The following is a 23,894-nucleotide window of genomic DNA, read 5'->3' on the forward strand; positions in this document are numbered from 1 at the left end:
GAGGATGGAGAGGATTCTGTGAGTGAGCAAATGAAGAAAATAGATAAAAATAACATAGCCAACATTCTCGGACTGACAACCATTCAGGAAGGTCTGCTTTTTCATCATTTAATGGAGCCGGAAGGCAATGCCTATTTTGAACAAATGCTGATAAAACTAGAGAGTGAACCAGCCCGTGATCTTTTTGAAAAAGCATGGCAGCAAACGGTTCAGCAAAATGAAATGCTGCGGACGGTGTTTAGGTGGAAGGAAACAGCTAAGCCAATTCAAGTGATATTAAAGCATCATAATATAGATATCCGTTATCAGAGCATCCCGTTCGAGAAAGGGATTTCTCAGGATAAGCTGAAGGAGGAGCTTGCGGCCCGTGATCGGAGAGAGCCGTTTCAGCTTCAGGAAGTCCCTTTTCGTGTCACACTTTATCAAACAGAAGAAAACGGGATCTGGATGATGATCAGCTTTCATCATATCTTGATGGACGGCTGGAGCATGGGGATTGTCCTCAAAGAGTGGATGGAGTCATATCAAGCGTTATCCATGGGCCAAACACCTGTTGTTTCTCAAAAACCGTCATATCAAGCATTTGTGAAATGGCAGCAGGAACAGCAGCGTAAAACAAAAGACAGCCAGGCGTTATTTTGGAAAGGGTTATTGAAAGACTGGGAGCCTGTGCAATTGCTGCCGAATACAGAAAGGCCAGGGAAGCGAAATGCTATTTTTTCTAAACATGAGATACAGCTTCCGGTTTCAGCAGGAAAAGCTCTGCGCTCACTCGCTGCTGAACGGCAAGTTACGCTTGCTTCCATTTTATATAGTGTGTGGGGGCTGCTGCTAAAGAAGTATTCTGATCAAGAAGAAGTGGTGTTCGGGACAACTGTTTCAGGAAGAAGCGCGGATGTACCGGGAATAGAACAAATGACGGGGCTGTTTATTAACACCATTCCGCTTCGTCTTCGCTTTGCGCCTCAATCCACGCCTTTAGATGTGATTCAGCTTGCGCATGAGCAGATTGCCAAAAGAAGTGAATATGAACATACACCGCTGTCTGATTTAAAAACATATGCGGGTCTGACGGCTGAGCAGTCATTATTTGACACGATTGTCGTGATTGAAAATTATCCGCTTGATCAAATGCTTAAGTCAAACAGTCTTCCTCTTTCAATCGAACAATATGACATGTTTGAGCAAACTGAGTTTGATTTGACATTGAGTGTACAAGCTTTTGATGAACATATTCATTTTTCTTTTATCTACAATCCTGGTGCTATGTCTGCTCTTCAAGTGAAGCAGCTTGGGGATCATTTTCTCAACCTGTTATCGGAAGTGATTGACAATCCGGCAGACAGATCTGTGCACCGCTTGAATATGCTTTCCGAAGATGAAGTGCATTATCAGCTTGAAGAGTTTTGCAACTATAAAGGTATGTCCGGCAACGAACATCAGACTGTTATTGATTTGTTTGAGCGGCAGACAGCAAAGACGCCGGACGCTCTTGCTGTGGAGTTTCGCTCGGAATCCCTGACCTATGATCAATTAAATAAAAAAGTGAATCAGCTCGCCCGTTTTTTAGAAGGTCAGGGAGTCAGACCTGCACAAAGAGTCGGTATTTTAACAGAACATTCAATTGAAATGGTGATCGCTTGTCTCGCTGTATTAAAAGCGGGCGGCGCTTATGTTCCAGTTGATCCCGATTATCCGGCGGAAAGAATTGAATATCTTCTTCAGGACAGCGGGATAAACCTGCTGCTGACAGAGGATATCGATGGGCTGGTTTACTCGTACGACGGTGTGAAAATAGATATTACCGATCAGAACCTTTACCAAGGAAACGACAGCAATCTGGTGAAACAATACGGTTCGCAAGACATTGCGTATTGCATATATACCTCTGGAACAACAGGCAGGCCAAAAGGGGTGCTTGTTAAGCATCTGGGTCTTGAAAATTATGTTTCCTGGGCCGCCGAGCAATATGTAAGAGGCCATAAAAGAGATTTTGCCCTTTATACGTCTTTATCTTTTGATTTAACAGTAACTTCTATCTTTACCCCGCTTATAACCGGAAACGCAATTATTGTATACCAGGATAAAAACAAGCAGCTTCTTGTGGAACAAATACTGAAAGATAATCGGGCCCATGTTATGAAGTTAACGCCGTCCCATCTTCATTTCATTTCCGAGATGCCGTTTCAGGACAGTGTCATGGAGTGCCTGATACTGGGGGGAGAGCAATTAGAAACCTCCCTTGCGGCGAAAATTGAACAAAACTTCGATGGGAAAATTGAAATTTTTAACGAATACGGACCGACGGAAACGGTAGTCGGCTGCATGATTCACCGCTACTCATCTGAAATGGATAAGGATCTGTATGTGCCGATCGGCCGGCCTGCAGCACATACTGATATATACATTCTTGATTCACATATGAATCTGCTGCCCCGAGGAGCAGCGGGAGAACTCTATATTGCCGGAAAAGGAGTAGCAGAAGGCTACTTAGGGCGGAAGGAACTGACGGCAGAGCGATTTGTGGCGCATCCTTTTAAGCCCGGAGAAAAAATGTATAAAACAGGAGACGCAGCCCGCTTTTTACCAGATGGAACCATTCAATTTTTAGGCAGAAATGATGACCAAATCAAACTTCGGGGTTATCGGATTGAGAGCGGGGAGATTGAACATTGGCTCTGCCGGTACGGACGGATCAAAGGGGCGGCGGCTGTCGTGAAGAAGGACGCGTCCCAGACACCGTGCCTGGCTGCTTATCTTTTCACTGATGAGACGATTGATGAAAAGCAGCTGCGTGAATACCTGCGCCGTCATTTGCCGGAATATATGATTCCATCCCGATTTATTGTGATGGATGAGATGCCGCTGACGGCTAATGGAAAACTGGATAAAAAAGCACTGCCCGAGCTTGCCGCAGAGACAAAACGGAAGGTGCTTACGGAGGCCCCAGCTTCTGAAACAGAAAAGATGGTGCTGGAGGTTTGGAAACGTGTACTTGGTCAAGACAGCATCAATGTTCACGATAAATTTTTTGAAATCGGCGGCACTTCCCTGCATTTGATCCAAGTCAATCAGCAGCTTTCTAAGGAAACGGGAAAAAGTATTCCGATGGTTGAGATGTTCCGCCGTCCAACAGTTCAGTTGCTTGCTGAATTCTTATCAGGCCAGGATGAAGGGCAATCAAAAAAGAAAGCACCATTCATATCAAAAAGGAAGGCTCCTTCAAATGACAGCATCGCCATCATCGGGATGGCCGGGCGTTTCCCCGGTGCTAAAAACATAGATGAATTTTGGCATAATCTGAAAAACGGCAAGGAATCCATCTCTTTTTTCACTGATGAAGAGCTGTTTGCGGCGGGCATTGATGAACAAACATTTACAAGAGGTGATTATGTAAGGGCGAAAGGAATCATCGATGGCCCTGATTTATTTGATGCCTCTTTCTTTGGCTATTCACCGGGGCAGGCAGAGGTCATGGACCCGCAAATCCGCCTTCTTCATGAGTATGTATGGAAAACGGTGGAGGACGCAGGATGTGTTTCAGCTGAATATGAAGGGAAAATCGGTTTGTTTACAGGAACAACCTCAAATTTTCAATGGCTCCAGCATTTCGCTGACTCATTAGACGGCAGGATGTCAGAGCTGTTTGAAATCGGCTCTTTAAATGATACTTATACAATCAGCACGCGGGTTGCTCATAAACTTAATCTGAAAGGTCCAGCCATTACCTTGCAGACCGCTTGTTCAACCTCCTTGGTCGCGCTGCATTTGGCTTGCAAATCAGTGCTGAATGGAGAATCCGATATCGCTCTCGCAGGAGGTGTGTCCATTCTCCACCCGGTTAAGTCAGGCTACATCTATCAAGAGAATATGGTGAAATCGCCAGACGGCCATTGCCGAGCCTTTGATAAAGACGCGAAAGGCACTGTTGGAGGCGACGGAGTCGGATTTGTCGCAGTGAAATCGTTGAGCCGCGCGTTGGCTGACGGTGATAGGATATACGCGGTTGTAAAAGGATCTGCGGTCAACAATGACGGTGACCAAAAGGTAGGCTTTAATGCGCCGAGTGTGGAAGGCCAGACAGAGGTTATAAGAGAGGCGATTGCTGATGCGGGGATTGAGCCGGAAACCATCAGCTATGTGGAAACCCACGGGACAGGTACAGCTCTCGGAGATCCAATTGAAATTGAGGCCTTAACCAAAGCGTTTCAAACGAATAAAACCGCGTTTTGCCGGATCGGTTCCGTAAAAACGAATATCGGACACCTTGATGCTGCTGCAGGCGCGGCGGGTCTCATTAAAACAGTTCTTTCTCTGAAGCATCAACAACTTGTGCCTAGTCTTCATTTTAAAGAAGCAAATCCCAATATTGATTTTGAAAACAGTCCTTTCCTTGTCAATGACACGCTCCGGACGTGGAAGAAAACAAATGCTCCGAGACGTGCAGGCGTGAGCTCATTCGGTATGGGCGGCACAAATGCCCATGTGATTCTGGAGGAAGCGCCTGTCAGTGAACGTGAAAAACATACGCGTTCGTATCAGCTGTTTCCTCTTTCAGCAAAAACGATGAATGCTTTAGAGAAAACGAAAGACCTTTTGCTCGAACACATGGAAACGAACTCTGAACTTAATGCAGCAGACGCCGCCTATACACTTCAGGCCGGAAGACAGCACTTTGATTATAGGCAAATGTTTGTGGCAAAGGACAGGCAGGATGTCATCCGACTGCTTTCCGAGAAAAAGGACAGGGGACTCAGTCGAATGTCGCGGATTCAGGAAAAAAAGGAGAAAAAATTGATCTTCATGTTCACAGGCCAAGGCAGTCAATACGTGAACATGGGCAGGGATTTATACACGGAGGAGCCGTTTTTCAAAGAGACGATGGATCACTGTTTTCAAGAATTCTATGAAGCGACTGGTGAGAGGCTTGAGAATATTCTATACCCTGATCAGCAGGATGAAGACGCTGCCGCGATAAAGCTTCAAGAGACGAAATATGCCCAGCCGGCTATTTTTATGCTGGAATATGCGCTGTCACTTTTATTGATGAAGTGGGGGCTGCGGCCATGGGCTATGATCGGCTACAGCTTTGGTGAACTAACGGCTGCCGCGGTATCTGGAGTGTTTACGCTCAGTGATGCCATCAAGCTGATCAGCTTGCGTGGACAAGCGATGCACGAAGCGCCGTCAGGCATCATGTTAAGCGTGCCAATGCCAGAGGAAGAACTGAAAGCGATTCTTCCCGATTGCATTTCATTGGCTGTTGTGAATGACGCTTCTTGCATTGTGTCGGGGCTTGAGTCTGACATTTCAGCGTTTGAAGAACAGTTAAAAGCAAAAAAAGTGCTTTGCATGAGAGTAAAAGGCTCAATTGCTGCCCACTCGCACGTCATGGCTTCCGCCGCTGAACGATTTGGAAACACGGCTAAGCACATTTCTTATCAAAAACCGGGTGTTCCCTTCTTCTCGAATTTAACGGGAGACTGGATAGCGGATGAAGAAGCTGCGGACTATGACTATTGGAAGCGGCACATGACTGAGACTGTTCGTTTTGCTGAGGGGATTGGCGTGTTAACGAAGCAGGAGCATGCTATTTTTATCGAAATCGGCCCGGGACAAGATTTAAGTGTGCTGGTGAAGAGATCGATTAACGATGAGATGCGCCAGCATGTTTGCAATGTGCTGAAACACAGCAGGCAGAATATGTCGGATGTCCAATTTTTACTCAGCAGAATTGGCACGCTGTGGATGTATGGCGCAGTCATTGATTGGCGCGGGCTGCATGAGGGCAGAAATCCTGAAAAAATTACTATGCCGCAATATCCTTTTGAAAAGGAATCCTTCTGGCCCAAACGGAAGCATACTGCCAGCGGAAAAGGCAATAAACATTCCGGAGGAAAGCTCCCGCTTCAGGAGTGGTTTTATCTGCCGCAATGGGAAAAAGAAATCCTGCCAATTTCCCGAGAGATTGAAGCGGCGGAACAACGTTTGCTTGTCTTCATGGAGGATGGCGATTTTTCACATAAGCTTATTCAGGGGCTGCAATCTGCCTGTGCTTCTTGTGTCATCGTTAAAAAAGGGCATAACTTTCAGCAGGTTGAAAAAGGAGTGTACACACTTCGCCCAGACTCTGCGGAAGATTACTGCCGTCTCTTTGAAGTGTTGGAGAAGGAAAAGATTCAGTACAGCCGGATTTTGCACCTCTGGGGGCTGGCAGAGAAGAATGAAACCGCTGCTGCCGAGTGGATTGAGCAGATCCAAAACGAATCCTATTACTCGTTGCTTTACTTAGGGCAAGCATTGAAAAAGAAAGGAACAAACCAGGAAATTTCGATCTTTGTATTATCGTCCCTTACGTATCAGCTTGGCGGAGAAGAGACGCTATATCCAGAGAAAGCCGTACATCTGGGGCCGAGTATGGTCATATCTCAGGAAACACCGTTCCTTCGCTATCGAGTGATTGATATAGACAGGCAGAAAGAAGATTCCTGGAAAGAAGACAAGCTGCTGGGACTCATCAGATCTGAGCTGATGACCGAATCAGGCAATCTCCTAACGGTTTACAGAAATAATAAAAGGTACACCAGGAATTTTATTCACAAAGCAGTGCCTGCAGAATCATCGCAAGGGCACCTTCGTCCCGGAGGCGTATATATTCTGATTGGCGGGCTGGGCTTCATCGGTTTACATGCTGCCAAAACCATTGCTGAGAAAACAAAAGGAAAGCTTATTCTGACTAGCCGTTCCGGCCTTCCGCCGCGGAGTGAATGGGAGTCCTTAATCAGCACGCATGCTGAGGATGATCCAACTGTTAAAAAAATAAAATCAATATATGAGATAGAACAAACAGGCGCGGAAGTTATTGCTGTTGCTGCGGATGCAAGCTGTGAAGCGGATATGTCTGAACTGGTTCATGCGGCTGAACATAAGTACGGCTCCATACATGGCGTAATTTATGCAGCTGGAATTACAGGCGAACAATCATTTAGGATGATGGAGCAAACGGATAGAAGTTTTTCGAATGCTCACATTCAAGCAAAAATGACGGGCGTTGCGGTATTAGAAAAAGTGTTGGACGATCGGCCGCTTGATTTCTGCTTTTTGATTTCGTCCTTGTCTCCGATATTGGGAGGACTTGGATTTACCGCCTATACTGCAGTTAACCATTTTGTTGATGCCTTTGTATATCAACATAATGCGCAGCATCCTGTTCAGTGGACAGCCCTAAATTTAGACGGCTGGGAATTTGAAGACGGCAAAAAACCGGATATTCCAGTCGGAGGGGATTTAGAAAATACCCTGATTCGTGCGCATGAGGGCAGAGAGGTTTTCGAGAGAATTTTCACATTTGATCATATGGATCAGATTGTCGTGTCTGCCACGGATCTGCAGGAGAGGATACAAAAATATGTGAATCGTCTGCACCAGCCTAGCGATGAACAGCAAGAAGAGGACGTTTCGCTGTATGGGCGGCCAGAGCTTACCGCTGAATATGTTGAACCAGTAACTGAAATGGAGAAAGAACTCCTTGTTCATTGGCAGTCATTTTTCAAAATTGATCAAATCGGCATAGACGATGATTTCTTTGAGATGGGCGGTGATTCTTTAAAGGCGATTACTTTCATTTCCATTCTTCATCAAGCGTTCAATGTGGAAATTGCGCTGCCGGATTTCTTTAACATTCCGACGATCAGGCAGATGGCCGAATTTATCAGCCAAGCCGATAAGAAGATTTACAGAAAGATAGAAAAAGCTGAAAAACAGGATTATTATCCGCTGTCCTCAGCGCAAAAACGGCTTTATCTTGTTCAGCAGTTAGATCAAACAAGCACTGGCTACAATGAGTTCACTGCCGGCCGGATTGCAGGAAAGCTTGATATGCAAAGGCTGGAGAATGCGTTCCGGCAATTGATTCATCGTCATGAGAGTTTAAGAACATCCTTTAAAGCAATAGACGGTGTTCCTATGCAGTGCATAGCTGAGCATGCGGAATTTCATGCAGACTTTTTTGACCTATCCCATTTGGCAGGCCAGGAAGGGCAAAACGAAAAAGAACAAGAAGTCATCAGCAGCTTTTTAAAGCCGTTCCAGCTTGATCAGGCACCCTTGATGAGAGCTGGTGTGATGAAGAACTCTGAAAACGAGTATATTCTGATGCTCGATATGCACCATATTATTTCTGACGGTCTATCTCAGGATATCTTGGTCAGCGAGTTTATGGATCTATATGACGGCAAAGAGCTTGCACCGCTTGAACTGCAATATAAAGATTTCTCAGAATGGCAGAATCAGATGCTTCAGTCTGATGACCTGAATGAGGTGAAAACATATTGGCTGAAACGGCTTGACGGCTTCCGTGAGCTTCAGCTGCCGGCTGATTACCGGAGACCTGATGTCAAAAGCTTTGCCGGCGCCCATTATCGTTTTGATGTAAGCAAAAAAGAGCTTGAGGCGTTTAAAGCCATTATGGCCGATGAAGACGCCACGCTGTTTATGGGACTTTTATCAATCTATCAAGTCCTGTTGCATAAGCTCACTGGACAGTCCGACATTGTAGTCGGCGTTCCGGTTGCGGGGAGAAGGCAGGAGGAGCTGCAGAGGATCATCGGTATCTTCGTTAACATGCTTCCGCTTCGGTTTTATCCGAAAAAAGAGATGACGTTCACTCAATTCCTGCACCATGTCAAGCAGCTGGTGATTGATGACTTTGATCATCAAGATTATCAGTATGAACATATGGTTCAAGACTTGAAGTTAGATAGGACGTTAAATAGGAATCATATTTTTGATACCGTTTTTGCTCTGCAAAATCTAAGCCAGCCTTCTTTAGAGGTAGACGGGATCACACTAACCGACTATGAATATGAAACAGCGGTTTCCCGGTTTGATTTGCTTTGGATCGCTTCAGAAGACGAAAACGGTTTATCTTCTGTCATTGAATACAGCACTGAGCTGTTTACAAGAGAAACGATTGAAGGCATTGCGAAAGGGATTAAAAAGGTGCTGTCAGCCGTAATTGATTGTAAGCAAACTGCTCTCAAGGATATTGACCTGACTTCAGGCATCAATGATTTAGAAAAGGTATCGTTGCTGGAACTAGACGATCTGAAAATCTAGCAGAAATAGGTGAATAACAATGAACCAAACCGATGTCTTTCAATTGAAAACCGCAGCTCTTGAAAAAGTGAAGGAGCGGCAATATTGGACTTCTGTATTAACTCAAATCCCGTCGGACTGCCGTTTTCCTTATGATTCACAGCTTCTTGATCAAAACGATGAAGAAGCTTCAATACCTTTTTCATTCCCGGCTCAGCTGGAAAAGGCCATCTTAAAGGCATCCGGAGCTTCAGATTTGCGTATATTTATGATTTTGATGACTGCGGCAGTCACATTGCTGCACAGGTACGATGGAAGAACGGATATCATGGCGTCGGCCCCTGTGTTGAGACAGCGGGAAACACAGCCGGTGATCAATGATCTTCTTCCGCTGCTGGTGAAAATCAATCCTTCTATGAGTTTCAGAGACTGTCTAGAGCATGTGAAACAAGCTTTTCAAGAAGTGTATGCCCATCAAAATTTTCCTGTGAAAATCCTATTGGATGAGCTTCATCCTTTGCATAAAAAAGGGGAGCCCCGCTTCGGCATTTCCCTTGCTGTGAATGATCTTCAGCAGCCGGTGTCATTGAAAGCGCTGGACACGAATCTATTTTTCTCCATTCAGTGTGATGAAGGGAGATTGACTGGAAAGCTGAGCTGGAATTTGAAGCATTACACATTCGATACTGCTGAACGGATAGCCGGCCATTTTTGCATGCTGGCAGATCAGGCTTTGTCGGCGCCTGAGACTCTGGTCTCTGAGCTGCAGTTACTTTCTCATGAGGAGAGAGAGAGAGTCATCACGACATTTAATCACACAAATCAACCATACCCGAAGGAAAAATCGATTGTCGATCTCTTCAAAGAACAGGCAGCTCTCAAACTTGATCAGCCTGCAATCGTGTATGAAGATGTCAGCTTCACATACGGTGAGGCTGATGAATTGTCAGATCGGATTGCAGCTTTTTTGACAAAAGAAGGCGTTTGTCATGAGGAGCCTGTGGGGTTGATGGTTCATCGCTCGGCAGAAATGGTTATCGGCATATTAGGCATATTGAAAGCAGGTTGTCCTTATTTGCCGATAGATGTAAATATGCCATCCGAACGGATGGATTATATGCTGACAAACAGCGGGTCGCGGTTTGTGATCACGAACAAGGGTTATGGCACTTCTGCTGAGAATCAAAAAAGCTTATGTATAGAGGAAATGATGAAATTTGAAGGTACGGCGGGGCATGGGCGCCTGCCATCTCCTGAAAATCTCGCTTATGTGCTGTATACATCAGGGACAACAGGAAAACCGAAAGGCGTGATGGTGGAGCATCGTCAAGTCATCAATTTAGTATATGGCATAGACAGCCTTCATTTTCAGCCATTTTCACAAGAGCACCTCCGTATCGGCATGCTTGCTTCACATATTTTTGACGCATCCGTGCAAACGATATTTCCGGCAGTACTTCTTGGACACACCTTATATATTGCGCCAGATCATGCAAGGATGGATGGAAAGCAGCTGTGGTCTTTTTATGAGGAGAACCGCATTCATATTTCAGATGCGACACCCTCTCATTTGCGCCTCATGATCAAAGCCGCTGAGAAAGAGCCGCATCACGTTGACGAATTGAAGTTAATAATGGCTGGCGGCGAAATGCTGCCGCCCCAATTGGTTCAGCAATATTTACAAACGTTTCGTGCGGGTAAGCCGGTGATGACAAATAATTACGGTCCGACGGAATGCGCTGTGCAATCAGCGGCTTTTACCATACCTGAGTCTTGGAATGAACCCGTCGTACCGATCGGCAGGCCGATGCCGAATGAACAGATTTATATTTTGGATCATTGCGGACAGCCTGTGCCCATCGGCGTATACGGAGAACTGTACATTGCCGGAGACGGGGTGGCAAGAGGATATATCCGTCAGCCAGAGCTGACGGCAGAAAAATTTACAGAACCGCAGCATATTCCTGCCGGCAAGCTTTATCATACCGGCGACTTGGCGAGATGGCGTAGTGACGGCTTCATCGAATTTTTTGGCAGGTATGATGATCAAGTAAAAATAAGAGGATTCAGAATAGAGCTTGATGAGATTAGAAAAGCCTTGCTTGATTACCGGGAGCCGGGACAAATCGTTCATGATGCGGTGATTATTCCAGTTCAAAAAGAATCAGATGATCCATTTCTTGTGGCGTATCTCATTTCCGATCAAAAACTGAAAGCTCGAAAAATGAGAGGGTTTTTAGGAGAAAAGCTGCCGGGTTATATGATTCCGAGACGTTTCATCCGCGTGGACTCATTTCCAATGAACCTGTCAGGGAAGCTTGATCTCAAGGCACTCCCAGACCCCTTTGAAGAGCCTGAATCTGACGAGCAGGTCATAAAACCGCACAATGAAACCGAAAAAAAGCTGGTTTCCATTTTTGCTAGCATCTTGAATATACCTGAATCTGATATCAGCATGGAAGATAACTTCTTTGATATCGGCGGAAACTCATTTCATATCGTAGAACTATCGAACAAATTGAAAGAGCAGTTTGGACAAGAGCTGTCTGTTGTTCAGCTGTTTCAGTATACATCTGTATCGGCAATAGCTGCCCAGCTCAGCCGGCAAGCGGAGTCTGAGGGTTGTCAGGCAAATGCAGAAAGTGAGGAAGAGGCAGCGGAAGATTTAGAAAATGTCGCACAACTGTTAGGCGGGATTTCTGATGAGTAAAACAACAGGCTTAGAAATAGCGGTTATCGGAATGGCTTGCCGTTTCCCCGGTGCCAAAAATATTGAAGAGTTTTGGGAGAATATGAAAACGGGCACGGAATCCATCACATTTTTCTCAAAAGAAGAGCTTATGGAAGCCGGTGTGCCTAAAGAACAGCTCGATCATAAGAATTATGTCAGAGCCAAAGGAATAGTAGACCGGCATGACCACTTTGACGCGGCGTTTTTCGGCTACTCACAGCGAGAAGCTGAGGTAATGGACCCGCAAGTGCGCATGTTTCATGAAGTCGCGTGGGAATCTCTTGAAAACGCCGGCTACAATCCCGAAACCTATTCACAGCCTATCGGCTTATTCGGCGCTGCGTCTGCGAATTTGTACTGGCAGGCAAGTTCAATGCTGCTGAGAAATAGCAGTTCTTCTGAACAGTTTGCTGCTGTTCAGTTGACGGACAAGGATTTTATGAATACACAAGTTTCTTATAAATTAAATTTGAAAGGGCCGAGTATCGCGGTGGATACAGCCTGTTCATCTTCTCTGACGGCGGTGCATCTCGCGTCCAGAGCTTTGCTTACCGGCGACTGTAAAATGGCGCTGGCCGGAGGTGTAACGGTGACTTGCCCCCACAAAAAGGGCTATATGTATCAAGAAGGAATGATTATGTCGCCGGACGGCCGCTGCCGCGCATTTGACGCGGAAGCAAATGGGACAGTCGGGGGAGAGGGCTGCGGTGTTGTAGTGCTGAAAACCTTAAAGCAGGCGCTGAAGGATCAAGATCATATTTACGCTGTCATTAAAGGTTCCGCATATAACAATGACGGCAGCCGTAAAGTCGGTTACACCGCGCCAAGTATCGAAGGGCAGGCCGATGTCATTAGAAAAGCGCTGAACATCAGCCGTGTAGACCCCGAAAGTATTTCTTATGTCGAAGCGCACGGCACGGGCACCTCGTTAGGAGACCCGGTTGAAATAGAGGCGCTTACACAAGCGTTTCAAACTGAAAAGAAGCAATACTGCGCAATCGGCTCTGTTAAAACAAATATCGGTCATTTGGATTCCGCCGCGGGTATTGCGGGGTTTATTAAAACGGCGCTGAGTCTCAAAGCGAGAACTCTGCCGCCAAGCCTTCATTACAAAAAGCCTAATCCTAAAATTGATTTTGAAAACAGTCCTTTTTATGTCAACACATCAGCAAAGCAATGGACAGTAGCTGACCGGGTGTTTCGAGCGGGCGTCAGTTCCTTTGGGATCGGCGGCACGAATGTTCATGTTGTGATGGAAGAGCCGCCGATGAAGGAAAGACGTCATCAAGAGGATTATGAAGACTGCCTTATGCTTATTTCTGCCCGTTCTGAAAAAGCGGCAATGAAGGCCGCGGATCAGGTCAAGCGATTTATAAAAGAGAATGAAGAGGTGCCGCTTCAAGACGTTTCATACACACTGCAAGAGGGCCGCAGGCATTTTCAGTATCGTCAGGCGTTTACGGCTGGCCCTTTAGGGATAACAAGCGATATGGCAAGTACTTCAATAGCGCTGGAGAAGCCGGCCGTTGTCTTTATGTTTTCCGGCCAAGGCTCTCAATACGTCAATATGGGGAAACAATTGTATGAACAAGAACCCATATTCCAGGAGGAGCTGCGCCGCTGTTTTGACATTCTGCAAGCTGAGGAAGGACTCAATATTAGAAGCATTATGTTTCCGAATAATGAGGCAGAAAGCGAGGAAGCTGAACAGCTTATCCATGAAACCTCGTATACGCAGCCTATTTTATTTTCTTTTGAATATGCGCTGGCGTCCTTCTTAATCAAAAAGGGGTTAAAACCGCAATACATGATTGGCCACAGCATAGGGGAATTAACGGCAGCCTGTCTGTCAGGCATTTGTTCATTGGAAGACGCTCTTCATATGGTTGTGATGAGAGGCCGATTGATGCAGGAAATGCCGGAGGGAGAAATGTTGAGCGTCAGACTGCCCGGCGTAGAGACAGAAATGGAATTGACAGAAGGGGTTGAGCTATCGGCTTCAAACAGCTCTGATTTATCGGTTGTATCAGGCCTTATGGAGCCAATCAATGCTTTTGCCGCGCGCCTTCAGTCGAAAGGAGTGGCCATTCAGCACTTAAAAACGTCCCATGCGTTTCATTCAAGCATGATGAAGCCGGCAGCATCTCGTTTTGCTGATATTCTGCAAGAGATAGAATTCCAAGCACCAGACCTTCCGTTTATATCAAATGTGACAGGCGATTGGATACAAGCAGAGCAGGCCGCAGATCCGAAATACTGGGCTTCGCAAATCACGGAAAAGGTTGATTTTCATTCAGGGCTGAGCACGCTTTTACAAATGAGTAATGTTGTATTTGTTGAGATCGGGCCAGGGAACACGTTGACGCAGTTTGTGAGAAAACATGAGGGTTTTATGGCGGAGCAACATGCTGCGGTTAATATCATCAGGCATCCAAAGGAAGTATCGTCTGATCGTGTCTATCTGTTAAACCGCATCGGCAGGCTTTGGACGCATGGTGTAATCATGAACTGGGAGCACTTTCGCCAAGGGAGCTCATATGAAAGAGTCCCGCTTCCGACTTATCCTTTTGAGCATCAAGTATTTCCCGATCCGCAACCAGCCCAGGGCGGCATGGAAGAAAAGATCAAAAACGAATTGAAATTAAACATTGCCTCCAGTGAAGAACAGCTTCCTTTTGATAAGTGGTTTTCTGTCCCGCATTGGGAACGAATGGAACCAGCCAATGAGACATTCACTCATCAAGGAAAAAGGATACTTGTCTTTGAAGAAAATAATAATGTCAGCCAATATCTCCTAAAGCAGCAAGCGGAAGCCGTGTCTGTCCTGCCAGGTGATTGCTTTGCGAAAATGGACAAAAACACGTTTACGGTAAACCATCGGGATACGGCCCACTTTCGGAAGCTGCTGGATGAACTGAATGCAAGGGGGTTTATCCCTGATGAAATCATCTGGATGTGGCTGCAAGACTGTGATTGTCGTGATGGAGATCTTGCAGAGCGCACAATAGCCGGTTATCTTCCCCTCCTTGATCTTGTCCGTTTACTTGGAACAGAGAGCAACAAAAGATTCAGCATGACCGTAGTGACCAATCAAGCTCACGATGTGACGGGAATGGAGGAGCTTCAGCCTCATCAGGCTGCGCTGACCGGAGTCTGTTTAACCATTCCGCAAGAGTATCAGCAGATCAGCTGTAAAGCTGTTGATCTTTGTCCGGACCCGCGGCACGGTCAATCAAACTGGCCTGAAATGATTTCTTATGAACTTAAAAAAGAGGATGATCAGCCTATTGTGGCTTATCGCGGAAACAGCAGATGGATTCGGCAGGCGAAGCAGCCGGGCAAGCAAGATGAGATTGATATGGCCGGCAATCTCAGGCATAAAGGAGTTTATATCATTACAGGCGGCCTTGGCGGGATCGGATTATCTCTTGCATCTCATTTAGCTGAAACAGTTCAAGCAAAGCTTGTGCTGCTAAGCCGGACAGGACTGCCCGATAAACTAAGAGCAAATGACGATGCGATCAAAAAACTCAAAGCTGTTGAAGAGCTCGAGAAGGCTGGAGCCGAGGTGTTGGTATTACAGGCGGATATTTCAGATGAGGCAGAGCTTTTAAAAGCCTTGCAAACGGCAGAATCTCGTTTTGGACAAGCCATTCATGGCGTTATTCATGCAGCGGGCATTCCTGATGGCAAAGTGATTCACGCAAGGACACCAGACGATGAGAGGCAGATGGCAAAAGCCAAAATAACAGGAACCGCTCTGTTAAGAAAAGCGCTTAAAAACAAACAGCCGGACTTCTTCTTCATTTGTTCCTCTCTTGTTTCATTTTTAGGAGCGGGGGGCCAAGTCGGCTACGCTGCATCAAACGCATTCTTGGACAGCTATGCTCACGCATGCCGAAAAGAAGGCGAAAACATGGTGTCGGTTAACTGGGACCGTTGGGAACAAGTAGGGATGGCATATGAATCAGAAACGGCAGCCATTCTTTCGAAGATAGCGGACAAGGGAGAGCAACAAGGAATCCTGCCGGCTCAAGGTGCGAAAGCATTTATGAGAGCTTTGCAGCTGCGCTACCCGCAAGTCCTGATTTCGCTGCAGGACGTGAACAAACGAATAAAAGACAGCTATGTGAAAGAAGACAGACAAACCGCTGCGCATGTGCTGACAAAAGACCGCTTGGATACACTTGAAGAAAGGTTAATGAATATTTTTAAGGATTATTTTCATGCTGAGACAGATGTAAATATGAATTTCTTTGAATTAGGAGCCTCTTCACTTGATCTGCTTCAGGTGAGCGGGAGAATCAAAAACGAGCTCGGTGTGGATATCCCGGTTGTGATGATGTATGCCCACCCGACGGTTGCAGCATTAACCGAAGCCGTCAAAGCACAGCAAAGCGGTGATGACTTACACATAAAAGGAATAGAGCCAGATCGCCAAAAAGCCATAAATGAAGGGAAAAACCGGCGAAAACAGCGAATGAGACGAAAATAGATGGGAGGCTGATTTCCATGGCTGACGAGAAACAATGGACAGAAACAGGACTGGAAATAGCGGTCGTCGGTATGGCGGGCAAATTTCCAGGCGCGGCAAATATTGATGAGTATTGGAGCAACATTTCAAAAGGAATAGAATCGGTCACTCAATTTACCGATGAAGAATTAAAAGAAGCCGGAGTTGATGAGACGCTGCTTGGTCAAGAGGCATATGTAAAAGCAAAGCCGATCATTGATGACGTTTCTGACTTCGACGCGGCGTTTTTCGGCTATTCACCGAGAGAAGCTGCCTTGATGGATCCGCAAATCAGGCTTATGCATGAATGCGCTTGGGAAGCGCTGGAGCATGCGGGCTGTGACGCTGAACGGTTTAACGGGCTGATCGGGCTGTATGCTGGTGCTTCCAGCAATTTGTCTTGGATGGGCCGTCATATGTCTTCTCTTCATAAGAATGAAGACGCATTTCAAATCATGCATTTAAATGATTCGTCGTTTGCATCACGAATCGCTTATAAACTTAATTTGAAAGGGCCGAGTGTATCAGTTCAAACTGCTTGCTCGACTTCTCTTGTCGCGATACATATGGCGTGCCAGGGCTTAATTGGGGGAGAATGTGACCTTGCATTAGCCGGAGGTGTTACCCTGAGCCTGCCGCATATATCTGGGTACCTTTATCAGGAAGGAATGATCTATTCAGCAGATGGTCATTGCCGTCCGTTTGACGAAAAGGCGAACGGAACCATTTTTGGTGAAGGAGCCGGAGTGGTGGCGTTAAAGCGATTGAAAGACGCACAAGCTGACGGTGATGTGATTTATGCGGTCATCAAGGGCTCGGCAATAAATAATGATGGAAACAATAAGGCAGGGTATACGGCTCCCAGTGCTGAAGGCCAGGCGAATGTCATTGCCACAGCTATGGAGATGGCGGAAACGGAACCGGAAACCATTGGTTATGTTGAGGCTCACGGGACGGGAACGCCTGTTGGAGATCCGATTGAAATTGAGGCGCTGACCCGTGCTTTCAATACAGATAAAAAAGCATATTGCCGCATTGGTTCTGTCAAAGCGAATATCGGGCATTTGGACGCCGCTTCGGGGGTAGCGGGATTTATAAAAACCGTTATGATGCTCCATCATAAAATGCTGCCTCCCGCTTTTCACTATCAAAAATCGAATCCGCGCATCAAGTTTGAGAACACGCCGTTTTTTGTCAATACAGAGCTGGCTGAATGGGAATCTCAGCAAGGGCCGAGAAGAGCCGGCGTGAGCGCCTTTGGAATCGGCGGCGCGAATGCTCACGTTGTCCTTGAAGAGCCCCCATCTCATAATGATGAATTGCCAGCCGGCGGTCCTGAGCTTGTTGTTCTTTCTGCGAGAACAAGGCAGGAGCTTACCCGTTCAATGGATCAATTGGCTGATTTTCTTCGCCGGAACCCGGAAGCGCCGCTGCCAGCCATAGCCCGTACGCTACAGCTTGGCAGAAAGCAATTCCAGTACAGAATCTCCTTTGTAGCTTCACATCAAAAGGATCTGCTTGATCAGCTTTCTGATCATCGGAGTAAAAAACAAATCAGAGAATCGGCGGTTGTTCCAAGCAGCACCATGTTTGTATTTGCGGGAGACGTTCAAGAGGGCTTTGGCCGATATACGCAGCTGTACCGCACGGAAAGCCTGTTCAAAAAAGAAGTCGATGCTTGTCTTGAAAAGGTGCAAAATGCGTTTCAGCAGGATGTACTCAGCTTCTTTAAAGCATGTATTTCTGCTCCAGAAACGTACCAGGAAGAGGAAAACCTGGGATTGGTCCATTTGTTGTCGTTCATCATGGAATACGCCGCAGTCCGTTTCTTACAGCACACCGGCATAACACCAGACCGCTTTATCGGGCGGGGGTTCGGGGAGTTTACGGCGGCCTGTGCGGCAGGAATGTTTTCCTTTGAAGAAGGGGCCGCAGCCGCATATAAACGCGGAGAGTTAATCAGCATGTCGCCGGCAGGAAAAATGCTCGGTGTCAGCCTGTCAGAGCCGGATATCGTTCAACACTTAGAAAAATCATTATCCCTTGCGCTGATTGATGAGCGGTATTGTGCCGTCTCCGGTTTGCCAGAGGATGTCTATCAGCTGAAGGAGCGGCTTGAACAAGAAGGGATAGCTGCTGAGTTACTTGATGGGGATATTGCGTATCAATCGGATCTGCTGGCTGACGCAGCGCAAGAATTCATGCACTTCCTTGGCACGCTGGACATGAAGTCACCAGACATTCCAGTCGTTTCATCTGTCACTGGAAAAGTGATAACAGATGACGGAGCAGCGGATGCCAGTTATTGGGCCGGCCAAATCTGCAAGCCAATACGGTTTTTTGAACACATCTCGTCTTGTTTGCGGGAGGAACCTGCTATTTGCATAGACCTGCGTTTGAATCAGGGGGCATCAGTGTTTACAGAGCGCCAATCAATTGGCATGACAGGTGAACTCGGCACACAAGGACACACAGACGTTTTAAAGTTACATATATACGGAGCGTTGTGGAGTCTCGGGTCTGAGGTTGATTTCAGTATCCTGCATGAACCTCAGCTTAATAAAAGGTTAGCTCTGCCGACTTACCCTTTTACAAAGCAGCATTTCCCGTTGCCTGACGGCTTGGCACCGGCTGAACTTGAAGAAGATGAGCCTCACCAGCCGGCAGAACCGCTTCGTGCAATGCCGTTATCTGCTATTGAAAAGACAATCAGAGAAATTGTCATAAAGCATTTTGGATTCAATGAGCTTAACGATGATGCACCGTTTTTTGAGCTGGGGGCTACGTCGCTTGATATCTCTCAATTAGCGGCAAAAGTAACAGATCAATTGAATTGGAAGGTGGAACCAGTTCTACTTTATCAATTTGCCGCAGTTCGCAGCCTGGCGAAGCATCTTCATCAACAGGTTCAAACGAAGGCCGGGCAGCTGGAAATGACGCAGCATCAAAAGGTGTCGCAAAGCCGTCCGAACGGCCAGGGAACTGATATCGCGATTATCGGTATGGCAGGGCGTTTTCCTGGAGCCGGCAATTTGGATGAGTTTTGGAATAATCTCGTAAACGGCAAAGAATCTATCAGCTTCTTTACGGATGAAGAACTAAAAGCGTCAGGCATTGATGATCAGCTCTTGAAGCATCCTGATTATGTAAAAGCGAAGGGGATCATTAAGGACTCTGATATGTTTGATGCAGATTTTTTCCAATATTCCTCAAGAGAAGCGGAATTGATGGATCCGCAATTCAGGCTTTTACATGAATGTGCCTGGGAGGCCTTAGAAGATGCGGGCTGCGACCCGGAGCGGACAACAGGGAAAATCGGCGTCTACACTGGGACAAGTCCAAACCTCGAATGGATTACACGTTTCGCTGGGAAACTGGATGGGACTGAACAGTTTAGCTCCATGCTGTTAAATGACAGAGAATTTTTCAGTACCCAGCTTGCTTATAAATTAAACCTGCATGGGCCAAGCATCACAATGCAAACAGCCTGCTCCACTTCTTTAGTCAACATTGGAGCGGCATGTCAAGCGCTGCAAAACGGAGCATGTGACGCGGCGCTTGCTGGAGGCGTAACTGTCAGCACCCCTTTAAGGTCAGGCTATGTTTATCAGGATGGCATGATTCAATCACCTGATGGGCTTTGCCGTCCATTTGATGAGGACGCAGGCGGTACCGTTTTTGGCGATGGCGCGGGGATTGTCGTTTTAAAAAGATATGAGGACGCCGTTAAAGAAGGGCACTCCATTTATGCGGTCATAAAAGGGGTCGGAATGAATAATGACGGAAGCCGAAAAGTCGGTTTTACCGCTCCGAGTGTAGAAGGCCAGGCCGAAGTGTTAAAACATGCATACGAGAATGCAGGGATTGATCCGAACACCGTAGGGTATATCGAAGCTCACGGAACCGGTACAAAAATGGGCGATCCAATCGAAATGGAAGCGCTGAACCAGGTTTTTAAAAGTGACAGGCCAATGTCAATTCCAATTGGGTCAGTGAAAAGCAATGTCGGACATTTAAACAGCGCTGCCGGGATTGCCGGACTCATTAAGGCCGTTTTATCGCTAAAACATAAAACCATTTTGCCAAGCTTGAATTACACAACACCTAATCCGCATATTCATTTTGACCAGACGCCATTTTATGTCAATACCGAAGCGACATACTGGAAGGAATCCGCTGATCCAAGGCGGGCGGGTGTCAGCTCCTTCGGAATAGGCGGAACCAATGCGCACATTGTGCTGGAAGAAGAGCGGGAGTCAGGCAGAGAAGCTGACGAGAGCCAGCGGCATTTGCTAGTACTGTCAGCAAAAACAGACACAGCCTTAGAGCGGATGACAAATCGATTGAAAGAGTTTCTTCGAACGCATCCGAACGTTCCGTTAGAGGATGTGGCATACACCTTACAAGTCGGCAGAAAACAATTTTCATACCGAAAATCGGTCGTGCTGTCAAAATCAACGGAATGGGAAAGCGGTGCAGAGCTCACAGCCTATCAAAAACACAGCGGGCGCCCGACTGCTTTTATGTTCTCAGGGCAAGGCTCTCAGTATATCGATATGATGAAAGATTTATATGAAGCTGAACCGGTATTTCAGAGTGAAGCGGACCGCTGTTTTGCCTTCGTGCAGAGGTCACATCAAATTGATTTGAAGGCGATCGTCTTCCCCGAATCAAATGATGGGGCGAAGCTGACAGAGACCGCTGTTGTACAGCCGCTGCTGTTCATCTTTGAATACGCGCTCGCAAAGCTGCTGCAAAGTGCAGGCATCTCACCAGATTACATGATTGGGCACAGCATTGGTGAATACACTGCTGCATGCCTGTCAGGCGTGTTTTCATTAGAGGCGGCTTTAACGCTCGTAATGGAGCGGGGAAGGCTGATGCAGCAGCTGGAGTCTGGGGCAATGATCAGTGTTCAGCTATCAGAGAAAGAGCTGGAGCCGCTGCTTACGAACAGTTTGTCACTTGCGGCTGTTAATGCTCATGACTTATGCGTAGTATCCGGAAAAAGCGAAGACATTGAGACGTTTGCGGTTCTTCTTGAAGAAAAGGGCATTGCAGGCCGCCGGCTGCATACTTCTCACGCCTTTCATTCTTATATGATGGAGCCCATTCTTGAGGATTTTGCCGCGATTGTAAAGCAACAGGATATGAATACCCCTCGGATTCCATTTGTTTCGAATGTAACGGGAACATGGATAACACCGGAACAAGCAGCAGACCCGGCTTATTGGTCTCAGCACTTAAGAGGCACAGTCCGCTTCCATGAAGGATTGGAACAGATTTTGAGTGATGACAATGTTCTGTTAATAGAAGTCGGGCCGGGCAGCACATTAAGCACATTTGCCAGAAGGCACAAGAAGAGATCTAGCCAGCATGACATTGTCAACCTCGTCAGACATGTTCAGGAACCAGCGCATGATCATTCCTATTTCTTAAAGAAATTAGGCCAGCTTTGGGTCTGCGGATGTGAAATTGACTGGAGGCAGTATGGCGGTGGTAAGCCTAAGCGTCTGATATCGCTTCCGCCTTATCCTTTTGAGAAAAAACGCTATTGGATAGAAGCGGCTGACAATGCGGCTGCTTTCACCGCAGTTGATGCATGGAATAAAAAGAAACCGATGGATCAATGGTTCTATCTGCCGTCATGGGAAAGGAAAATCAAGTCCGCTGACAGCCGAAAGAAAGAGCAGCCAGCTGAAAGCGGAAAAACACTTGTTTTCCATGAAGGAACAGCCTTTGGAGATCGGCTTGTGCAAGCGATACGCCATCAAGGACATGAGACCGTAATTGTCACGAGAGACCGGCAATTCAAAAAAATAAACAGCGGATTGTATGTCATTAATCCATCTGATGGAACACATTATGAGCGTTTATTTTCTTCACTTGCTTCTGACGGGCTTCTTCCAAACTGTGTGATGCATCTATGGAGCGTTTCGGAGCAAGAGGAATCCTATAAAACGTTCAGCACGTACAGTGAAAACGGCTATTATAGTTTGATTTATACTGCACAGGCGGCATCTAATCAAAAACAAATGAACGAATGTAACATGTTTGTGCTGACAAGCGGGATTCATGAGGTGACTGGAGAAGAACAAATCAATCCTGAAAAATCGACCATTTTGGGGCCGTTGAAAGTCATCCCGCAGGAATATAACCATTTGAAATGCTGGAATATCGACATTCCTCCTTTACCGGATACATTGACATGGAAAGAAGAGGAGTTGATTGACCAAATTCTGACGGAAACTGATGCTGCGGGTGAGGATCAAATAATCGCATACCGAAACCGCCGCCGATGGGTGCAGATGTATCAGCCTGTTCAGTTAAATAAAGCGTCTGGCTTGCCGAATATGATCCGCCCGAAAGGGGTTTATCTTATTACGGGTGGGCTTGGCGGAATCGGATTTGTGTTATCAAAGCTGCTTGCACAAGAAGGAAACGTCCGTCTGATTCTGACAGGAAGAAGTGAACTTCCGCAGCGCAGCCAGTGGGAAAGCTGGTGCGAGAAGCATGAGGATGATGATCCAACTACGGTGAAGATTCTGAAAATAAAAGAATTGGAACGGTTAGGCGCAAAGGTGACAGCTCTTCAGGCAGATGCGGGAAGCCTGTCGGATATGCAGGCTGTTATGAGAAAAATTCATACTGAGTTTGGAGAGCTAAACGGTGTCTTTCACGCTGCCGGACTTCCGGGGAGCTCGTCTTTCAGGGCGATTACAGATATACCTGCAACGATTGAAGGCGGAGAAGACCAGTTCCAGTCTAAAGTCAGAGGATTGAAAGTGCTTGAATCTCTATTAGAAAACGAAAATATAGATTTTTGTTTCTTATTTTCATCGATTAGTGCTTTGCTCGGAGGTCTCGGTTTCTCAGCGTACTCCGCAGCGAATATTTATATGGATGCTTTTGCGGCGAGGGTGAATCAGCGCAGCAAAACGCCTTGGGTTTGCGTGAATTGGGATGCATGGAACTTCTGGGGCCAGCTTGAATCAACTATCGGAGAATCTATTGCTGAACTTGCCATTTTGCCTGAAGAAGGAGCAGCTCTATTTCAATATGTGCTGTCAGATATCAACAATCGCCATTTATTAGTTTCAACGGGTGATTTGGGACACAGAATGAAGCAATGGATATCCATGAATGCCGATAGCATAGCGAAAGAGGAGAAAAAGGCAGGCGCCTTACACACCAGGCCGGAATTGAATAATCCGTATGTCGCTCCCCGCAACAAAACAGAGCAGGTCATATGCGGCATTTGGCAAGATTTCATGGGCCTGGAGCAAGTCGGCATACATGATAACTTTTTTGATTTGGGAGCCAGCTCGTTAGATATTGTACAAGTGACAAATCGTTTAAATAAAGAATTGGGAACCAATGAGGCTGTGGTGACTTTATTCACATACCCATCTGTAGCTGCCCTAGCGCAATTTATCAGTCCAGATCAAGAGGAAAGTGAAGAGGAGAAGGAAGAAATGGCGGCTGTATCCAAGGGACGGAGAAAAACGCGGATACGTAATCAGCGAGATAAAAGATTGAGAGGCGGCGAATAGA

The 23,894-nt window shown here is 46.5% G+C and carries 4 protein-coding genes; all 4 read left to right on the forward strand.

The genetic code is table 11. The features are described 5' to 3' along the window. The first annotated feature begins 18 nt into the window (after window positions 1-18). From C1T29_RS04190 to C1T29_RS04205, 4 genes are read left to right on the forward strand one after another with little or no spacing between them, the layout of a single operon-like run. Window positions 19-9,117: a hybrid non-ribosomal peptide synthetase/type I polyketide synthase gene (locus C1T29_RS04190; RefSeq protein ID WP_103750055.1), complete on the forward strand. Its 9,099-nt coding sequence runs from the start codon at window positions 19-21 to the stop codon at window positions 9,115-9,117. 19 nt (window positions 9,118-9,136) lie between these two features. Next, window positions 9,137-11,806 carry a non-ribosomal peptide synthetase gene (locus C1T29_RS04195; protein ID WP_103750054.1) on the forward strand — a complete coding sequence of 890 codons (2,670 nt, stop codon included), beginning with the start codon at window positions 9,137-9,139 and terminating at the stop codon, window positions 11,804-11,806. After that, on the forward strand, window positions 11,799-16,322 hold the full coding sequence (locus C1T29_RS04200; protein WP_103750053.1) for a type I polyketide synthase: 4,524 nt from the start codon (window positions 11,799-11,801) through the stop codon (window positions 16,320-16,322). The genes C1T29_RS04195 and C1T29_RS04200 overlap by 8 nt, the downstream gene beginning before the upstream one ends. 17 nt (window positions 16,323-16,339) lie before the next feature. After that, complete coding sequence (locus C1T29_RS04205) at window positions 16,340-23,893, forward strand: type I polyketide synthase (RefSeq protein WP_103750052.1); 7,554 nt, start codon at window positions 16,340-16,342, stop codon at window positions 23,891-23,893. Window position 23,894: the final 1 nt, after the last annotated feature.

The organism is Bacillus sp. MBGLi79, assembly GCF_002953915.1.

What these genes read in the sequence shown, in the direction of transcription:
- C1T29_RS04195 (WP_103750054.1), top strand. Translation starts at nt 9,137, where the DNA reads ATGAACCAAACCGATGTCTTTCAATTGAAAACCGCAGCTCTTGAAAAA.
- C1T29_RS04200 (WP_103750053.1), top strand. Translation starts at nt 11,799, where the DNA reads ATGAGTAAAACAACAGGCTTAGAAATAGCGGTTATCGGAATGGCTTGC.
- C1T29_RS04205 (WP_103750052.1), top strand. Translation starts at nt 16,340, where the DNA reads ATGGCTGACGAGAAACAATGGACAGAAACAGGACTGGAAATAGCGGTC.